Raw genomic sequence first — 15,898 nt, forward strand, 5'->3', positions numbered from 1 at the left:
AAATTATGGAAATCAAAAATCAAGTATTAGATGCTATAAAAAAAGTTGGACAACCTGTGAATGCAGGTAAAGTAGTTGAATTAACTAAACTAGACCGTAAAGAAGTAGATAAGGCAATGAAAATGTTGAAGGACGAAGGTTTAATAGTTTCTCCTAAACGTTGCTTTTGGGAAGCAAAATAAATCGGAGATGGTCAATTTTAGATTCAAACCAAAAACCCTTGTGAAGTTTTATTCACAAGGGTTTTTATTTTATTATAACATAGAAGTCTATCCTAAATCAATTCTTTCAAAGTTAGGAGTAAATGCTAATAAATCTGTAAACAGAAGTTTGTTATCTCTCGTTTCATAGCTCCAATTTATAAATTGCAGATAATGCGAACGATCATTATTACCTAAACTACTTCTGTTATCCAAAAGGTGTTTGCAGTTTTTATTGTCTAACCATTCGAATATTTCTGTAAACGTTTTACCTCCTTTTCTTATAAACAAAGCCAATTCTGGAAGAATAGATTTTGTTTCTTCAGAAATAAGAATGTTTAATCCATATCTCGATTCAAATTTTGAAATGTTATACTTGTCCAAATCTGTTATGAATTTTGGATTTAGCTTTAATTGTTCTTCAATATTGGCTTTTTCTTCGGCAGATATTGGTTTCAAGAATGTGCTTGAGCAAAAGTCTGTTCCTACTTGCTTTTTAAATTTTGAATTAAAAAGACGTTTGAGTATTACCAAAGGTTCATCTAAAGTTCCAATTTTATCATTTGTTATAGCACCAACAAACGAATGATATTCTTCGAACTCAATAGGAACAAATTTCTCAATTCGATGAATTCCTTTTGCATAGGATTTAACCCATTGCCCAACCTCAAAATCTTTATGTGTATTCATAATCTGAATTGATATAATTTAAAACTATAATTTAATCTCAAACAAGCTAAAAGAACCTTCTTTGTAATGTTCGGGTAATTCGCTAGTCCACTCGATAACGCTAACGCCTTTAAAGTCAAAACCGCAACTCATGTAGTATTTGTTTATTCTTTCGTTTCCGCTATGTGTGTCTAGTCTTATGTATTCTTTACCATTTTCTTTGGCATATACTTTTACCCATTCTATGATTTTTGTAACATAAGAACGACCTCTAAATTTTGGGTTTGTAGCAATACGATGAAGATATACAGCAGGATCTTGAGCAGCTTCTTTCCAGATAATCAGGTCATTAAAAGTAAGCACAAATGTACAGGCAACTTCCCCTTCATCTTTGATTATAAAATGGCGGTCTTCGGCGATTTCTTTCTCTATTAATGCTTTTTCAAAACCTCTCCAGCTTTTATTATTAACTGTTTTTTGATAAGATGTAGCCTCATTATAGATATCGAAAACGGCATCGATATCTTCATTTGTAGTTTTAAAAAATTCCATTGTAGTGTTTTATTCTGTAGATTAATCAATTTCCCAAAGATAAATCTTTCAATAGTTTTAAACCTGTAAAATTATTAGTTTTTACTTTTTTGTCGGTGTTTAACCAAACCACATTCTGTTCCGATTTATGTTCTTGTCCAATAATATCTCGGTATAAATCTGGTCTTCTAGCTTTTATGTAACGATTTCCACCAGCCTGAATACATTTTTCGGGAGTAATTATTGCGGTTGCAAAAGAGTCATCAAAAGAACGGCATTCGGCAATTACATCACCAAACGGGTCAATAATCATAGAACAACCATTTTTTAACTGGTCATCGTCCATACCAATTGGGTTTGAGAAAACAGCATAAATGGCATTATCATAGGCTCTTGCCGGCAACCATTTCATTAACCAATCGCGTCCTTTCATTCCGTCAAATTCCAATCGTAGTGAAGTTGGGTCGGCTTCACGGTTCTCCCAAAGTTGAGGTGCTACAAAACCAGCGCCAGGTCGGGTAGAAGGAGTACACATGGTTACGTGTGGCATAAAAATAATATCGGCACCCAAAAGAGTTGTTGCACGTACGTTTTCGATTATGTTATTGTCGTAGCAAATTAAGATCCCGCATTTCCATCCCTTAATTTCGAATATGCAATAGTTATCTCCGGGCGTTAGATAAGGATTTATAAACGGATGTAGTTTTCGGTATTTGGCAACCAAACCATTTTTATCTACACAAACATAAGCTTTGAATAAATTATCGTTCTCGTCTTTTTCAAAAAGTCCAGCTAATATTACAATATCATTCTTTTTGGCTATTTCTGTAAGTTTTAAGACGCTTTCTCCGTTCGGGATAACTTCTGCCAGATTCAGCATTTGTTCTTTCGATAAATGCCTTGCAAATGTATATCCGGTTATAGAACATTCGTGAAAAGCAATTACATCACAACCCTCGCTGTAAGCTTTTTGCGAAAGTTTCTCAATTACAGATAAATTATAGTTTTTATCGCCGCTTTTATTCTCAAACTGAGCTGAGGCTATTTTTAGATTTTTCATATTTCACGCTATTAATTTTAGACAAAAATAGCGTTGCCGAGAATTTGCAAATTGTATAAAACCGACATTTTGAAACTATATGTAGATATATAATTTAAACACGAATTTCACGAATTAACACAGATTTTTACGGTTAGATTAGTTTGTGAAATTAATTTCACAAACGTAATTCGTGTTAATTCGTGAAATTCGTGTTTAATTTTAGAAAGTACTATTTAAAGTTATTTTAGCAGGAACAGTTTCTATAAAGTTATTGGTTAGTTTCCCTGCATTATACAAATATTCTCTGGGAGTCATTCCGGTATGTTTTTTAAATTCTCGTATGAGATGAGATTGGTCCGAAAATCCGGCGTCATAAGAAATCGTGGTGAGATTTGTATCTTCCGATTTATTCTTGAGGAGTTTTAAAAAGCCATGAATCTTTACAATATTCCCAAACTTCTTTGGATTTAATCCCACGCATTCTGTAAATTTTCTTTCGATATGTCTTTCGGTATAACCTGTATAATCAACTAATTGTTTGAGTGAAAACTGCCCTTTGCTTTTAAAAATGAAATCTAATGATGCTGCAGCAATCAATTGGTTAGACATTGGTTTTTTCGCTTCAAGCGTTTTAAAAAAATGATTTAAGAGGCTTAACTTCTCCTGAATAGTCGATTGTTCGGATAATTTTTCCTGAAGTTCAATTCCTTCTAAACCAAAAATGTCATCGATAGTGATTATAGTATCACGTAATTCGCTACTTGTAATTCCTAATAATTGGTTGATTCCGTTTGGTTGGAAAACGACAATTACAATAGACATTTCGCTACCCGAATAAATGTCTTTAAAACCATTTAGTTGCCCATATATAAATGAGCTTGGTAAGTAGTTTTGCGCTTCATAATTACTGAAGCCTGAAATAAGTTTACTTTTTAAAGAGAACACAACACCAGTATTACCATCAGAAAACAAACGTAGTTTCTGAGTATCATTACCTTTATTTTCTAAGAAAAGATAGTGTTTGATATAAGGTGATAATTCCTTTGGAGGTAAAACTTGCATAAAAACCTATTTGTTTATTAAATTCAAAAAAGTTTAGATGCAAATTTAAAAAATCTTATTTCCTTAAACTCTTTTTTACTTTATAATTTAAACATAAAGCTTTAGCTGGTTTTGAAATAGCTTGTAGAATATAGGGTGTTTTAGGTAATTGTGCGGTGAGTCTAAATCATATCCTTCTTGTTAAAATTATCCAAAAATTATTATACATTTGGGGCGTATATAAATATTTTAATGGATTTACCCCCTTATTCACCAGGTTTGCATAAACTGGTAACCCTACATGTAGATAAAGTTCAAAAATTAAAGGATAGCAATGGTTTTGTTGCTATTACCAATTCAATTTTAGAGGCTTATCAATTAGAAAAAGTAGGTGTTATTGTCCATGATTTTGATAATGATAGCTTTACTATTTCATTTTGTTTAAAAGAATCTCATATCTGTATACATACTTGGCCAGAATATAATCAGTTAACTTTAGATGTTTATTTGTGTAATTATCAGCAAGATAATTCTAAAAAAGTAAGAGACGTTATGGCCGATTATATCAATTATTTTGAAGGAACAATTATAAAAGATTTTGAAATTAATCGTTAGTATATGAAAGTTCCATGTTTCAGTTGTAATACCGTTACCGATTTAGATGTTGGTTTTGACGTCGTAAATTTTGTTTGCCCTAATTGTCATAGTTTATATTCATCTGATGGCGATGGACAACTTCGTTTAAAATCAAAGTTTAAACCTGAAGTAAATGATTTTGCTTTTAAAATTGGAGATAAAGGAATTCTTAAAGGAATAGAATATACCGTTATTGCCGCAATAGTTAAGAAAGTATCTCAAAGCTATAATTGGACAGAATACATTTTGGAAAGTCCAAAAGGAGATTTGGTTTATCTTTCTGAATCTGATGGAAACTGGATCTTTTTAACCGAAATAGAAGATCAATTTAATGCAAAACAACATCCTGAAATAGTAACTCATAACGGGATTGTATTTGATATTTATGAATATTGCGATGTGGATATAGAAAATGCTCAGGGATATTTTGATTTCTCGTTGCCTGTCTATAAAATTCATATGGTAGAATATATTAACCCTCCGTTAATGATTTCTGTTGAAAAAATTAATGGTATTGAAACTGCCTTTCTTGGAGAGTATATAAGTAAAAGTGAAATCAGAAAAGGATTTCCTACGGTTAATTTACCATACCAGACGGGTGTAAATATTACGAGACCATATTATTTTGATTTACGGAATACAGCAATAATTTTTTGTTTCGTTGCCTTAATAATTGTATGTGTTAACTGGCTTATATATAAAGATCAATCAGAACAAAGTGTGTTTTATAAGGAAGCCACTTTTAATGAATTTAATAACAAAGAAATCTTTGGTTCTTCGTTTGTTTTAAAAGGCGGATCTGCTCCTATGACAATTCGTGTATCTTCTGATGTAGATAATTCTTGGGCAAACGTAGATATTGCCTTGGTCGATGAAAATACAAATGAGGAATTACATGCTAATAAAGATGTAGAGTATTATCATGGCTATACAGATGGCGAAAATTGGACCGAAGGAGACCAATCGGTAGAGTTTAATATATGCGGAGTTAAAGCAGGAAAATACCATTTTGTAATTACTCCACAAAAAGCTCCTGAGGATATAAGCAATAATGTAATAAAAGTAAACGCAATTTGGAACAAACCATCCTTTTACAACGTATGGATAGTTATTGGGTTTATGATAGTTGTTTTTATTGTTATTAGATATTGTAAAATAAATTTTGAAAAGAAAAGATGGGAGTATAGCGATTATTCACCTTATCAAGACGAGTAATATGAAAGAATTTTTAGATTTTATAAAGAATAATTTAGCCGCATTAGCAATAGGACTATTTTGCTTTGCAACTTATTTGTATTTCGCTTATTCAGGAAATAGAATCTGCGATTGCGAAACAACAGAAAAATATAGTACATCAGGAAATCGTAGTTCCGTTAACCGTTTTTATCATAAATAAACTTATAAAGTATGGATTTAATACATTTACAACCTATCGTTAACTCAATCATTTTTTCTCTTGTAGGAATCGTAATCTTATTGGTTGCCTATTTTATAATCGAAAAAATTACTCCTGAGAATACATGGAAAGAAGTAACTCAGAAGAATAATATTGCTGTTGCAATTGTGTTTGCAGCATTTATCATTGGTATCTCAATGATTATAAGTGCCGCAATTCATGGGTAAAAAGTTTCTTAAATTTGAATTTTTATTGCTGTTTGCAGTATTTATTATTGCTACCTGTGGGCTTGTTTATGAGCTTGTTGCGGGTACTCTGGCTAGTTATTTATTAGGAGATTCAGTAAAACAATTTTCATTTATTATTGGAGTGTACCTGTTTTCAATGGGTATAGGCTCTTTCTTTTCAAAGTTTTTTCATAAAAACTTACTCAATACTTTTGTTGAAATCGAGATATTAGTTGGACTAATTGGAGGATTGAGTTCTGTTGTTTTGTTTTTATTGTTCGAAAGTGTCGAGTATTTTCAATTCGTTTTATATCTCCTTGTTTTTGTAACAGGTTTTTTAGTCGGATTAGAAATACCGTTACTAATGAATATTTTGAAAGATAAAGTAGAGTTTAAGGACTTGGTTTCTAATGTGTTTACTTTTGATTATATCGGAGCTTTATTGGCATCGATACTCTTTCCGTTAGTTTTAGTTCCGAAGTTAGGAATTATGGGGACATCATTATTCTTCGGAATGATTAATGTAAGTATTGCAATTGTCTTGTGTTTTCTTCTAAAAAAAGAATTAAAGAACGGTTATTTCTTAAAAGCAAAAGCAGTTACTTCATTTCTAATTTTATTAGGTGTTTTTGTTTTTTCGGATTCCATTTTGTCTTATTCAGAAGGAAAGCTTTATGGCGAGAATATCATTTACACTAATTCAACCCAATATCAGCGTATCGTTCTCACGCATAATAAGAGCGATTACCGGTTGTATTTAAATAACAACCTACAATTTAGTTCTACCGATGAATATCGCTATCACGAAGCTTTAGTTCACCCTGTAATGTCTATTGCCAAAAGTGTAAAGCATGTTTTAGTTTTAGGTGGCGGTGATGGTTTGGCAGTACGCGAAATTTTAAAATACAAAGAAGTAGAAAAAGTTACTTTAGTTGATTTGGATGAGGGAATGACAAAGTTGTTTAAAGTCAATAAAATATTAACAGGTTTTAATCAAGGCTCGCTTAATAATCCAAAAGTAACAATCATTAATACAGATGCATACATTTGGGCAAAAAGTTGTCAGGAAAAATTTGATGTAGTGATTATCGACTTTCCAGACCCGTCTAATTATAGTTTAGGAAAGTTATACTCTCTTAATTTTTATCAAACGATAAAAAGTATTTCGCAACCCGATGCAGCTATTGTCATCCAGACTACATCCCCTTATTTTGCTCCAAAATCATTTTGGTGTATCAACAAAACCGTGATGCAGGTTTTTCCTCAGGTCGATGCGTATCATGCTTATGTGCCTTCGTTTGGAGAATGGGGTTATACAATCGCAATTAATGGATTTGGCACTACTTTTAATCAGGTAAATAGAAAAGCTCCGGGGTTAAAATTCTATAATTATCAATTTGATAGATTTAATTATTTTACCAAAGATATGATCTCAAATGAAATTGAAATCAATCGTTTAGACAACCAAATTTTAGTACGTTATTTTGATGAAGAATGGGGAAAACTACAGTAAATCAAGGCGGAATTTTGTAAAAGGAATTGGTGCTTCTTTGTTGTTAATCCCTTTTTTACAATTTTGTTCAGATAAAATAATCCACTTATTAATTCGGCTGTCGGGAACTAATCATCTTTTAGGACATCGACTTTGGATTAAAGACTTTCCGGAACCAACTAGTCAAATTCATATTCCATATCTTATTGTGGGAGGAGGAATTTCTGGTTTAAGTGCCGCTAGACAATTTGAGAAAAAAGGAATTTCAGATTTTCTTCTGGTTGAATTAGAAGGACATTTGGGAGGGAATTCTTCTAATGGGGAAAATCAATATTCTAAATTTCCATTAGGAGCGCATTATTTGCCATTGCCTAATTTTAAGGATAAAGAATTATTACAATTTCTAGAAGAAGAGAAAATCATAGTAGGATACGATCAGAAAGGACTTCCTGTTTTTGATGAGTTACAGTTGTCTTTTGCGCCAGACGAGCGTTTGTTTTATAAAAATAATTGGCAAGATGGAGTTGTTCCTAAAGAAGGGAATTCTAAAGATCAGGATTTGGAATTTGAAAGGTTCTTTAAATTAATGGATGCTTTTCGGGTAGGAAAAGGAAAAGACGAAAAGTACTTATTTGATATTCCACTTTATCTATCTTCAGAAGATATTGAAACCAGAAGTTTGGACAAGATGACCATGAAAGAATGGTTTGAAACTAATAATTTTAAAACAGAACCTCTCTTTAATTATATTGATTATTGTTGTAAAGATGATTTTGGTCTAGGTATAGATTACGTTTCGGCTTGGGCTGGAATCCATTACTTTGCTGGAAGAAAACAAGATGCTAGTTCAAATACAAAAGAAAGTGTTTTAACCTGGCCAGAAGGAAACGCAAGATTAGCAACTCATCTAAAGAAATACACCGATAAAAAAACATTGAAAAAACATTTGGTTTATGAAGTAAAAACCGAAAACAATAAGGTTATTGCCAAAGTATTTGATGATGTTAAGAAGGTTTCGGTAGAGATTGTTGCAGACAAAGTAATTATGGCAACACCACAGTTTGTAAACCAGTATCTTATTAAAGATCGAAAAGAGTATACTAAAGATTTTCATTACACACCGTGGCTTTTAGCGACTTTAACTTTGACTAATTTATCCGATAATTTTAGTTTTCCTCTCTCTTGGGACAATGTTATTTATGGTGCAAATGGATTAGGGTATATTTATGATCAGCATCAATCCTTAAACCAGATTCAGACCAAAAAAGTAATTACATATTATTATAGTTTTTCTTCTTCCGATTTAAGAAAATCGCGAAAAGAACTCTATAAAAAAAATAAAGAACATTGGAAACAATTTGTTTTTGATGATTTAAAAATTGCACATCCTGATATCGAAGATTGTACCGAAGAAATGGAAGTTTTTTTATTGGGGCATGGGATGATTAGTCCTGTACCTGAGTTTATTTTTGGAAAGGCTAAAAAAGAAGCTTCAAGAAGTATTCAGAATTCAATCTATTTTGCTCATACAGATTTATCTGGAATATCAATTTTTGAAGAAGCTTTCCATCACGGAATTAATGTCGTAAACCAAATTTTAGATGAAGCAGCCCTGGATTCATAAAGCCAAAACCGATTTGATTTTCATCATTGGTCCATCTTTTTTTGTGTTAGCTATTATATTTTTATTTCAGGATTATATTACTGAAGTAGAAAATAAATACTCGTTTTATACGTGGCTTTTTTTAATCGTTTTTATCGATGTGGCTCATGTTTATGCAACGTTATTCAAGACTTATTTTGTCGCCGATGAATTCAGGAAGAACAAGGAAAGATTATTGCTTTTACCCGCAATTTGTTTTGCTATTGGTATAATTCTTTTCTCTTTTGGAAGTCTAGTATTTTGGTCCTTTTTAGCTTATGTGGCAGTTTTTCATTTTATAAGGCAACAATATGGTTTTATGCGATTGTATGCCAGGACTGAAGAGAAAACAAGACTTTCGGTTTGTATTGATAATTGTGCAATTTATGCTTCAACAGGTTATCCGATGTTGTATTGGTTCTTTTCTTCAGAAAGAAAATTTAATTGGTTTGTCGAAAATGAGTTTTTTCGTTTCCATAACACATTCTTATTAGAAGTATTATTCTGGATTTATGTCATTATTATAACGATTTACGTAATCTATACGGTTTATAAAAGTATAACGAATAGATTTTTTAATGTTCCTAAAAACGCAATTATTCTAGGAACGGCACTTTCATGGTATTTTGGGATTGTTTATTTTAATGATGATCTTATTTTTACTTTATTAAATGTAGTTTCTCACGGAATTCCTTATATGGCACTGGTTTACTTTAGAGAAATCGAAAACAAGACAGGTTCAAACTCGGGAGTTTTCAATTATTTAAAAAGCTATAATGCAATCCTTGTTTATATCTTGATTCTATTAGTAATAGCATTTACAGAAGAATTTTTATGGGAGATTTTGGTATGGAATGACAACTTCTCACTCAAGACTTATGATTTTTCTAGTTGGCAATTTGTAATTGTTCCGTTGTTAACTGTGCCTCAGTTTACACATTACTTACTCGATGGATTTATATGGAAGTCTAAGAAATCTTAATCGTGTTATACCACATGTTCTATAACTTCCTGTGTTTCGGTATCAAAAACGAGTATTCCTTCTTGTGTAGCATTAAGTTGAGCGAGTAATTCCCCTTTAGTGTTCCAAATAGCTGAATTCCCAACGCATTCAAAATCATCACAAGGGCCGACTGAGTTAGACATTAAAACGGTCATATTGTATTTTTTTGCAACTTCGGGATAATGTACAGCAGCTTTGTTTACACCATTTTGAGATTTAGCAACGCTTGCAATATAGATGTCTGCACCAAGTCTATTAACTTCTTCGGAATGGCTGGATTGTAATGACTCATAACAAATAGCAGGAGCAATTCGGATTCCGTCGATGGTTAAAATAAGTTGATTATTGCCACAGACAAAATAAGGAAGTTCATCTGAATGTAATTGTTGTTTCGAATATATTTGTCTGGATTTATTAGGCTGAAAAACAATCATACTGATCAAAATTCCCTCGTTTGATTTTGTTGGAACGCCAATACCAATAGTTATATTATTTGCATTACTTATTTCCTGAAAGCCATTAAATTGTTTATCATCCAGACTAGTTACTAAGTTTTGTACCAATTCGGGTTCATAGCTTGTTATAGACAGTTCGGGAAAGAATATTGCATTAGCTTTATGAGAAATAGCAAAATCTATTAGTGTTTTGTGGTTTTTAATATTTACCGAAATATCACCTTTAACTGGTTTTGTTTGTGCTACGCAAATTTTCATACAGTTTCTGTTTTTTAAATCACTATAACTTCTCCAAATTAAACTCGGTCGCTAAAATATCTTTTAGTTTTTCTGGTTCGAAAGTATAACTTTTAGTTTCTCCGTTCACTATAGATTTGAAAGTGTTTCTAAATAGTATTTTCTTGCCCAAAGGATTTTGTAAAACAACAACAAGATTTTGTGTAAAAAAAGAATCCGGATGTGTTGAGTTATAATGATTGGCGGGTTTAAAATCAATCCAGTCTTGATGTGATAAGTCAAAGGAATATAGGTTTTTCCATTCATCACGCAATAAAGTTTGCAATAGGTAATCGCCGTTTTCTGCTTTTGCTAAAGCAAATGTTTCTGTACCTTGTTGTGCAGCTGTAGTATCATTTAGTTTTAGAGGTTCTCTTATTCCGTTACCACCAAAGCCTAAATCGACCAGATATTCTTCTCCTTCAAGCGTAACAATAATTGCCATATGCGTTTTAGGATTCTCGCCAGGATTTACCAATGGACGAGCAGCAATAAAACGATACGAAATATCCATTTTTTGGAGCACCAGAGCAAACAAACCATTAAGTTCATAACAATACCCACCACGTTTACGATTAATGAGTTTATCGACAATATCGTTTCCTGCCAGAGAAATAGTTTTTCCCGCCTGAACATCTAAGTCCTCAAAAGGAATACTGAATAACTGACTTTGCATTAATTTACTTATGCTTTTGATATTTGATTTAACATCGCCAACAAAATGAATTCTATCCAAATAATCTTGTAAAACAAAATTATCTGAATCTATCGGGTTTGATTTTGCGTGTTTTGTCATCTCGTTATAAGTTTTAATTAATCGTATTTTTTAATTAATTCGTCCAGAGAAAATTCTTTTAGGAGCTTATCTAGATATTTACCTCTACTACTTGATTCTCGTTGATATGGAGCAAACGAACTTGCAGCGTTATTAAATTCGGCATTTAGTTCTTCTAGTTTTATCTTTTCTTCAGGAGTTAATAATGGAGATTTATTTTCGATAAAATCGAGAATTCTTTTTACAGCAATCTCTTTTTCGATTATGGCATTTTCGTTATTGTCTATAGTACAAATTCCATAAACACCTTTGCAGTAATAATCCCATTCTTCTTCTAGAGCTTCTTCGGCTTTATTGCTGTCTATTTTTTTATTTTCATCAAAAACATTCCCATAAGCAAACGTTTTATGATTGTGGTTTTTTAAATGCGATAATAGGTTTTCCTTGAACTTTGTTTTGAATTCCTCAGCATTTGCTTTTTCAGCATTCTGTTCTAAAAGTTTCAAAATATTCTTAGGAAAGTATTTTCTAATGATAGTAGTTTTATAGCTATCATTTAAAGAAGAACTTATCGTTATTTCTGAATTTATCGTGTACGAAGGTTCAGGTATAAGTTTAGCATCAATAAGCTGATGTAATTTATCTACGGAAAGACGCATTGTTCTTGATATTTCTTCGAGTTCAATATAATTTTCTGAAATGTATTTTAAATTTAAATCTTTCATTTCATTTGGTTTTATAGTTTTATAGCGTTTAAAATTATTCCATGAATTCTGCGGGATATTTTACTTTTCCGTTTACGCCATCTAATCCGTTTTCGGTTAACGAAATTACCATACAGTTTTCTGCTGGAACATCAAATGGCATTTCGATATTGTATTTGTTTGTTAGTTCATATCCAAATCTTGGATAATAGTTTTCATGTCCCAAAAGAATTATCGATTTGTAGCCTAGCTTTTTTGCTATTGCATGACTTTCCATAATCAATTTTGCACCAATTCCTTTTCCTTGAAATTCTGGTTTTACCGAAACTGGAGCCAAAGCAAGAGAATCAAATGTTTGATCTTTATTCTCGATTTGTAATTTGGTTAGCAAAATATGACCGACTATTTCATTATCAACTTCGGCAACAAGTGATAATTCAGGAATAAACGCATCCGAGTTTCTTATTTTTTCAACCAGAAATTGTTCTTTATGGTCGCTGTATTCTACATCTTTAAATGCTTCCTCTATGATTTCAAAAACCTTTGGGTAGTCATTTTTATTTTCTTGTCGTATTATAATTTCCATAATTGTTTTATTATTCTATCCAGCATGTTCCTGTAGAATATGTTTTAGCTTTTCCGCTTATTAAAACTCTATCTCCATTATCGACACAATACAATGTGCCTTCTCTTTCTGATAATTGTTTGGCATGCATTTCTTTTTTGCCAAGTTGTTCGCTCCAATATGGTATTAACGAGCAATGGGCTGAACCTGTAACGGGGTCTTCTAAAATTGAAGATTGTGAGGTGAAAAATCGCGAAACAAAATCGCAATGAGTTCCTTTTGCCGTTACTATAACACCACCTGGATCAAGATTTATTTTATCAAAAGTTTGTCTGTCGATTACGATGTCTTTGATTTCTTGTTCGGTTTCATAAACTAAGACATAATCTCTGGATTTTAAAATCGCTTTAGGCTGAATGTTTAACGAATCTCTTATAATCTCTGGAAGTTCAGCTGGAACAGGTTTTCTAGACGGAAAATTCAAAGTATGTACATCTTTATCAACAGTTACAATTAGTTCACCGCTTAAGGTATCAAATACGATGGTGTTTTCGGGATAATTAAGAATCGATTTTAAAGTGTGTGCAGTTGCCAAAGTTGCATGACCGCATAAATCCATTTCAATTTCGGGAGTAAACCAGCGCAAGTGAACTCTTTTATCATTAACAACATAAAAAGCAGTTTCGGGAACGGCATTTTCTTGTGCAATTTTTAAAAGGATTTCATCAGGCAACCAACTTTCTAATGGAACAACGCAAGCAGGATTTCCTCCGAAGATTTTATCTGTGAATGCGTCTATTTGATATAAGTTTAATTTCATTACAAACGGGGTTAAAAATTAAAGGCATTGAGTATTTACTCTCCAGTAAATATTATTTTGTTACCAAAAGGGTCAATAACTTCTACACAGTAGATTTTTTCGTTCCAGAAAGCTTTTTCAATTCCTGGTTTGTTGTATTTATAGTTTTTCTGAATCAGTTTCTGATGATAGTCTTTTAAACCAACGAAACCCTCTACGATTATTTTTGCTCCTGGCGAACAATCTCCGTGATGTTCACTCAAATGAATTTCTATATCTCTGAGTGAAACTCGAATATACAATGGCGAATTTTCCTCAAAAGTATGTTCGTCAAGAATTTCAAAACCAAGCCAATCAACATAAAATTCGACTGCTTTTTTATAATCAAAAATTCTAAAAATGGGTCTTATAATTGCCATGATTGATTTTGTTTTAGGTCTATAACAAATTACTTTCTGCCTTCATTAACAAGAAGCTTTAATGAATTGATATAATCAGTATCAAATTCGATCACTCTTATTTTATTTGGATTAAAACTTAGTTCACCACCAAATTTACCTCTTGTTTCAAGAAAATCGATAACCAGTTCTTCCTCATCCAGTTTTATTAACTTACCAAGATAAACGGCTTTCTCCGATTTTTTTGCAATCTGGAAAATTTCATATTTGTTTGTTATAAAGGTAAGAATAGAAGATAAATCTCTTAGCGGAATTATTTCGTCTGAGTTGGTTTTTAAGCCTTTCAGTCTAATCACACTTTCTGTAAATACATTATCGCTATCTCGAGTAATAGATTGTATGTTTTTGTTCTTTAAAATTACATAACCATCAATTATAAAGTCAACGGGATTGTTTTTTAATAAAATCCAATCGTCGGTATAATCGATAAGAAAACCAGTAAATATTTCTTTTCTGTCTTCAAATTCGATTGAGATTAATTGTCTTAGGTGATTGTCCATTTTATTGATTGTTACTTAATTGTTTTAAATGTTTTTGTTCTTGAATTTCCCCGTTTCCAAACGACCAGTTCTCACTTCCATTATTCTCCAGTAAAATTATGATAATATCACTTTTTAGAATTTCGGTTGTATTCGAAATTCTAGTTGCAATCTGGGCATATAATTTTATTTTTTGCTCTTTTGTTCTTCCTTGTCCAGCGGTTATTTGAACATAAATAATGTTTTCAGAATGGGTAATTCCAAGATAACTTTTTGGGAATTTAATTTGATTAGATTCCAGCTCTTCAATTACATGAAAATAATCATCTTGCGGAATATTGAATTCCTGAATTAAAGATTCATGTATCGAAATTGAAATGTTCTCTTTGGTTTCTTGCGATAATTTTTTGGGTAAACTTATTCTAACAAACGGCATAATTATCCTTTTACTTGTTCAATTAATTCCAGTCTTTTTACGATTGTGTTTTTCTTTAATATCGTTCCGGGTGATAATACGGCGTTTGCTCCAATTTTGGAATTATCTCCAACTAATGAACCAAACTTTTCGCTTCCCGTTTCGATAATTTCATCATTATGCAAAACCGAAATCTTCTTTATAACTCTTTCGTTATAATGATTGGCAGCGATAGAACCAGCTTCAAAATTGATATTGCTACCAATGATACTATTTCCTATATAATTAAAATGCGCAATAGCTGTCAACGAGCATATAATACTATTTTTAATCTCGCAACCGGGACCTATTTTTACTGAATTTCCAAGATAAACCCCTTCTCTAAAATAGGCATGTGCGCCAACATAACAATTCTCCTCAATAATTGCTGGCGATTTTATAGTAACACCATTTTCTATTGTTGCAGTTTTATGAATAGCAACGTTGTCTTTTATGGTGTAATTATCGTCAAGAGTTAGAATTATTTTTTCTATAATTTCCTTAAGATTATCGGTAATGTTCCAAGGTTGTAAGTTGGTTAGGTTAGAGAAAAGTAAAGAAAAATCGTTTATATAATCATCAATATGTATCATTTCAATCTAATTTATTTTATTTTGATTTCTCCACTTTTATAAAGGCCAATTGCTTTCTCAATTATTGTTTTTATGATATCAATAGGTAAATCTTCATTTGGGTCAAATAACATTGTTTTCATCCGTGAGCGTTTTTCGGATATTAACTCGGGATTATCAAAGTGTTTTCCCTCGACGATGCCTAGATAGGGTTTGTTATTTGTTTTATGAACCCACAAATAGCAAAACATCTTTCCTTTGTAACAGAAAAAAGGCATACTATATTTTAATGTATGGGTGATTTCAGAATCTTGCGAAAGAATAATTTGTCGTAATGCAAGTAAACAACCTTTATTGGGCTCTTCTTGTTTTAGGTAGAAATTATCAAGTTCTAAACTCATCTTTTCATTTATTAATAATGTAAATAGTCTATCTACCTCTTTGCGAAAGGAACGCGGATGATACGGATTTACAAAAGTAAA

General features: G+C 31.8%; 22 protein-coding genes. 8 read left to right on the forward strand and 14 right to left on the reverse strand.

The genetic code is table 11. The annotated features are described in order from the left end of the window. Window positions 1-5 precede the first annotated feature (5 nt). Complete coding sequence (locus B8T70_RS01655) at window positions 6-182, forward strand: MarR family transcriptional regulator (protein ID WP_086893680.1); 177 nt, start codon at window positions 6-8, stop codon at window positions 180-182. A gap of 87 nt (window positions 183-269) precedes the next feature. On the opposite strand, the gene B8T70_RS01660 is transcribed toward B8T70_RS01655, so the two are convergent. The 4 genes from B8T70_RS01660 to B8T70_RS01675 form a co-directional block, all read right to left on the reverse strand. After that, complete coding sequence (locus B8T70_RS01660) at window positions 270-890, reverse strand: hypothetical protein (RefSeq protein WP_086893681.1); 621 nt, start codon at window positions 888-890, stop codon at window positions 270-272. Window positions 891-914: 24 nt separating this feature from the next. Further along, window positions 915-1,421: a GNAT family N-acetyltransferase gene (locus B8T70_RS01665; RefSeq protein WP_039117012.1), complete on the reverse strand. Its 507-nt coding sequence runs from the start codon at window positions 1,419-1,421 to the stop codon at window positions 915-917. A 25-nt stretch (window positions 1,422-1,446) separates the two neighbouring features. Beyond that, entirely contained in the window at window positions 1,447-2,460 is a 1,014-nt protein-coding gene (locus tag B8T70_RS01670; RefSeq protein ID WP_086893682.1) for a nitrilase family protein, read from the reverse strand. Window positions 2,461-2,661: 201 nt separating this feature from the next. Continuing rightward, window positions 2,662-3,504: an AraC family transcriptional regulator gene (locus B8T70_RS01675; RefSeq protein ID WP_086893683.1), complete on the reverse strand. Its 843-nt coding sequence runs from the start codon at window positions 3,502-3,504 to the stop codon at window positions 2,662-2,664. 231 nt (window positions 3,505-3,735) lie between these two features. Between B8T70_RS01675 and B8T70_RS01680 the strand changes: the two genes are divergently transcribed. Genes B8T70_RS01680 through B8T70_RS01710 form a run of 7 tightly spaced genes read left to right on the forward strand, consistent with a single transcriptional unit; the run spans window position 3,736 to window position 9,858 of the window. Further along, complete coding sequence (locus B8T70_RS01680; RefSeq protein ID WP_086893684.1) at window positions 3,736-4,098, forward strand: S-adenosylmethionine decarboxylase family protein; 363 nt, start codon at window positions 3,736-3,738, stop codon at window positions 4,096-4,098. 3 nt (window positions 4,099-4,101) lie between these two features. Next, entirely contained in the window at window positions 4,102-5,334 is a 1,233-nt protein-coding gene (locus tag B8T70_RS01685) for a DUF4178 domain-containing protein (protein ID WP_086893685.1), read from the forward strand. A gap of 1 nt (window position 5,335) precedes the next feature. Then, on the forward strand, window positions 5,336-5,515 hold the full coding sequence (locus B8T70_RS01690; protein ID WP_086893686.1) for a hypothetical protein: 180 nt from the start codon (window positions 5,336-5,338) through the stop codon (window positions 5,513-5,515). Between the two features lie 11 nt (window positions 5,516-5,526). Then, window positions 5,527-5,742, forward strand: coding sequence for a DUF350 domain-containing protein (locus B8T70_RS01695; RefSeq protein ID WP_086893687.1), 216 nt, complete (start codon window positions 5,527-5,529; stop codon window positions 5,740-5,742). Continuing rightward, window positions 5,735-7,255: a polyamine aminopropyltransferase gene (locus B8T70_RS01700; RefSeq protein ID WP_086893688.1), complete on the forward strand. Its 1,521-nt coding sequence runs from the start codon at window positions 5,735-5,737 to the stop codon at window positions 7,253-7,255. The genes B8T70_RS01695 and B8T70_RS01700 overlap by 8 nt, the downstream gene beginning before the upstream one ends. Next, entirely contained in the window at window positions 7,230-8,858 is a 1,629-nt protein-coding gene (locus B8T70_RS01705; RefSeq protein ID WP_086893689.1) for an NAD(P)/FAD-dependent oxidoreductase, read from the forward strand. The genes B8T70_RS01700 and B8T70_RS01705 overlap by 26 nt, the downstream gene beginning before the upstream one ends. Then, a complete protein-coding gene (locus B8T70_RS01710; protein WP_086893690.1) occupies window positions 8,836-9,858 on the forward strand; it encodes a hypothetical protein in 1,023 nt (340 codons plus the stop codon). Before B8T70_RS01705 ends, B8T70_RS01710 begins: the two co-directional genes overlap by 23 nt. 5 nt (window positions 9,859-9,863) lie before the next feature. Here the strand turns inward: B8T70_RS01710 and B8T70_RS01715 are convergent, their stop codons facing one another. The 10 genes from B8T70_RS01715 to B8T70_RS01760 form a co-directional block, all read right to left on the reverse strand. Then, a complete protein-coding gene (locus B8T70_RS01715) occupies window positions 9,864-10,592 on the reverse strand; it encodes a carbon-nitrogen hydrolase family protein (RefSeq protein ID WP_086893691.1) in 729 nt (242 codons plus the stop codon). Window positions 10,593-10,614: 22 nt separating this feature from the next. Continuing rightward, on the reverse strand, window positions 10,615-11,406 hold the full coding sequence (locus B8T70_RS01720) for an arylamine N-acetyltransferase (RefSeq protein WP_207621511.1): 792 nt from the start codon (window positions 11,404-11,406) through the stop codon (window positions 10,615-10,617). A gap of 17 nt (window positions 11,407-11,423) precedes the next feature. Further along, entirely contained in the window at window positions 11,424-12,110 is a 687-nt protein-coding gene (locus B8T70_RS01725; RefSeq protein WP_086893692.1) for a DUF6058 family natural product biosynthesis protein, read from the reverse strand. A gap of 34 nt (window positions 12,111-12,144) precedes the next feature. Continuing rightward, window positions 12,145-12,675, reverse strand: coding sequence for a GNAT family N-acetyltransferase (locus B8T70_RS01730; RefSeq protein WP_207621512.1), 531 nt, complete (start codon window positions 12,673-12,675; stop codon window positions 12,145-12,147). A gap of 10 nt (window positions 12,676-12,685) precedes the next feature. Continuing rightward, window positions 12,686-13,474, reverse strand: a complete 789-nt coding sequence (locus B8T70_RS01735; protein WP_086893693.1) for a PhzF family phenazine biosynthesis protein — start codon at window positions 13,472-13,474, stop codon at window positions 12,686-12,688. Window positions 13,475-13,509: 35 nt separating this feature from the next. Next, window positions 13,510-13,872, reverse strand: coding sequence for a glyoxalase superfamily protein (locus B8T70_RS01740; RefSeq protein WP_086893694.1), 363 nt, complete (start codon window positions 13,870-13,872; stop codon window positions 13,510-13,512). A gap of 29 nt (window positions 13,873-13,901) precedes the next feature. Then, complete coding sequence (locus B8T70_RS01745; protein WP_086893695.1) at window positions 13,902-14,411, reverse strand: hypothetical protein; 510 nt, start codon at window positions 14,409-14,411, stop codon at window positions 13,902-13,904. Between the two features lies 1 nt (window position 14,412). Continuing rightward, on the reverse strand, window positions 14,413-14,826 hold the full coding sequence (locus tag B8T70_RS01750) for a tautomerase family protein (protein ID WP_086893696.1): 414 nt from the start codon (window positions 14,824-14,826) through the stop codon (window positions 14,413-14,415). Window positions 14,827-14,828: 2 nt separating this feature from the next. Then, entirely contained in the window at window positions 14,829-15,437 is a 609-nt protein-coding gene (locus B8T70_RS01755) for a DapH/DapD/GlmU-related protein (protein ID WP_086893697.1), read from the reverse strand. Between the two features lie 11 nt (window positions 15,438-15,448). Continuing rightward, window positions 15,449-15,898: DUF1801 domain-containing protein (locus B8T70_RS01760; RefSeq protein ID WP_369827333.1), on the reverse strand; the 450-nt coding region annotated here is incomplete at its 5' end.

The organism is Flavobacterium sp. AJR (genome assembly GCF_002156885.1).
Lineage (GTDB): Bacteria > Bacteroidota > Bacteroidia > Flavobacteriales > Flavobacteriaceae > Flavobacterium.

Excerpts from the sequence above, each read along its gene's own strand:
- B8T70_RS01655 (WP_086893680.1), top strand. The coding sequence starts at position 6 with ATGGAAATCAAAAATCAAGTATTAGATGCTATAAAAAAAGTTGGACAA.
- B8T70_RS01660 (WP_086893681.1), bottom strand. The coding sequence starts at position 890 with ATGAATACACATAAAGATTTTGAGGTTGGGCAATGGGTTAAATCCTAT.
- B8T70_RS01665 (WP_039117012.1), bottom strand. The coding sequence starts at position 1,421 with ATGGAATTTTTTAAAACTACAAATGAAGATATCGATGCCGTTTTCGAT.
- B8T70_RS01670 (WP_086893682.1), bottom strand. The coding sequence starts at position 2,460 with ATGAAAAATCTAAAAATAGCCTCAGCTCAGTTTGAGAATAAAAGCGGC.
- B8T70_RS01675 (WP_086893683.1), bottom strand. The coding sequence starts at position 3,504 with ATGCAAGTTTTACCTCCAAAGGAATTATCACCTTATATCAAACACTAT.
- B8T70_RS01680 (WP_086893684.1), top strand. The coding sequence starts at position 3,736 with ATGGATTTACCCCCTTATTCACCAGGTTTGCATAAACTGGTAACCCTA.
- B8T70_RS01685 (WP_086893685.1), top strand. The coding sequence starts at position 4,102 with ATGAAAGTTCCATGTTTCAGTTGTAATACCGTTACCGATTTAGATGTT.
- B8T70_RS01690 (WP_086893686.1), top strand. The coding sequence starts at position 5,336 with ATGAAAGAATTTTTAGATTTTATAAAGAATAATTTAGCCGCATTAGCA.
- B8T70_RS01695 (WP_086893687.1), top strand. The coding sequence starts at position 5,527 with ATGGATTTAATACATTTACAACCTATCGTTAACTCAATCATTTTTTCT.
- B8T70_RS01700 (WP_086893688.1), top strand. The coding sequence starts at position 5,735 with ATGGGTAAAAAGTTTCTTAAATTTGAATTTTTATTGCTGTTTGCAGTA.
- B8T70_RS01705 (WP_086893689.1), top strand. The coding sequence starts at position 7,230 with ATGAAGAATGGGGAAAACTACAGTAAATCAAGGCGGAATTTTGTAAAA.
- B8T70_RS01710 (WP_086893690.1), top strand. The coding sequence starts at position 8,836 with ATGAAGCAGCCCTGGATTCATAAAGCCAAAACCGATTTGATTTTCATC.
- B8T70_RS01715 (WP_086893691.1), bottom strand. The coding sequence starts at position 10,592 with ATGAAAATTTGCGTAGCACAAACAAAACCAGTTAAAGGTGATATTTCG.
- B8T70_RS01720 (WP_207621511.1), bottom strand. The coding sequence starts at position 11,406 with ATGACAAAACACGCAAAATCAAACCCGATAGATTCAGATAATTTTGTT.
- B8T70_RS01725 (WP_086893692.1), bottom strand. The coding sequence starts at position 12,110 with ATGAAAGATTTAAATTTAAAATACATTTCAGAAAATTATATTGAACTC.
- B8T70_RS01730 (WP_207621512.1), bottom strand. The coding sequence starts at position 12,675 with ATGGAAATTATAATACGACAAGAAAATAAAAATGACTACCCAAAGGTT.
- B8T70_RS01735 (WP_086893693.1), bottom strand. The coding sequence starts at position 13,474 with ATGAAATTAAACTTATATCAAATAGACGCATTCACAGATAAAATCTTC.
- B8T70_RS01740 (WP_086893694.1), bottom strand. The coding sequence starts at position 13,872 with ATGGCAATTATAAGACCCATTTTTAGAATTTTTGATTATAAAAAAGCA.
- B8T70_RS01745 (WP_086893695.1), bottom strand. The coding sequence starts at position 14,411 with ATGGACAATCACCTAAGACAATTAATCTCAATCGAATTTGAAGACAGA.
- B8T70_RS01750 (WP_086893696.1), bottom strand. The coding sequence starts at position 14,826 with ATGCCGTTTGTTAGAATAAGTTTACCCAAAAAATTATCGCAAGAAACC.
- B8T70_RS01755 (WP_086893697.1), bottom strand. The coding sequence starts at position 15,437 with ATGATACATATTGATGATTATATAAACGATTTTTCTTTACTTTTCTCT.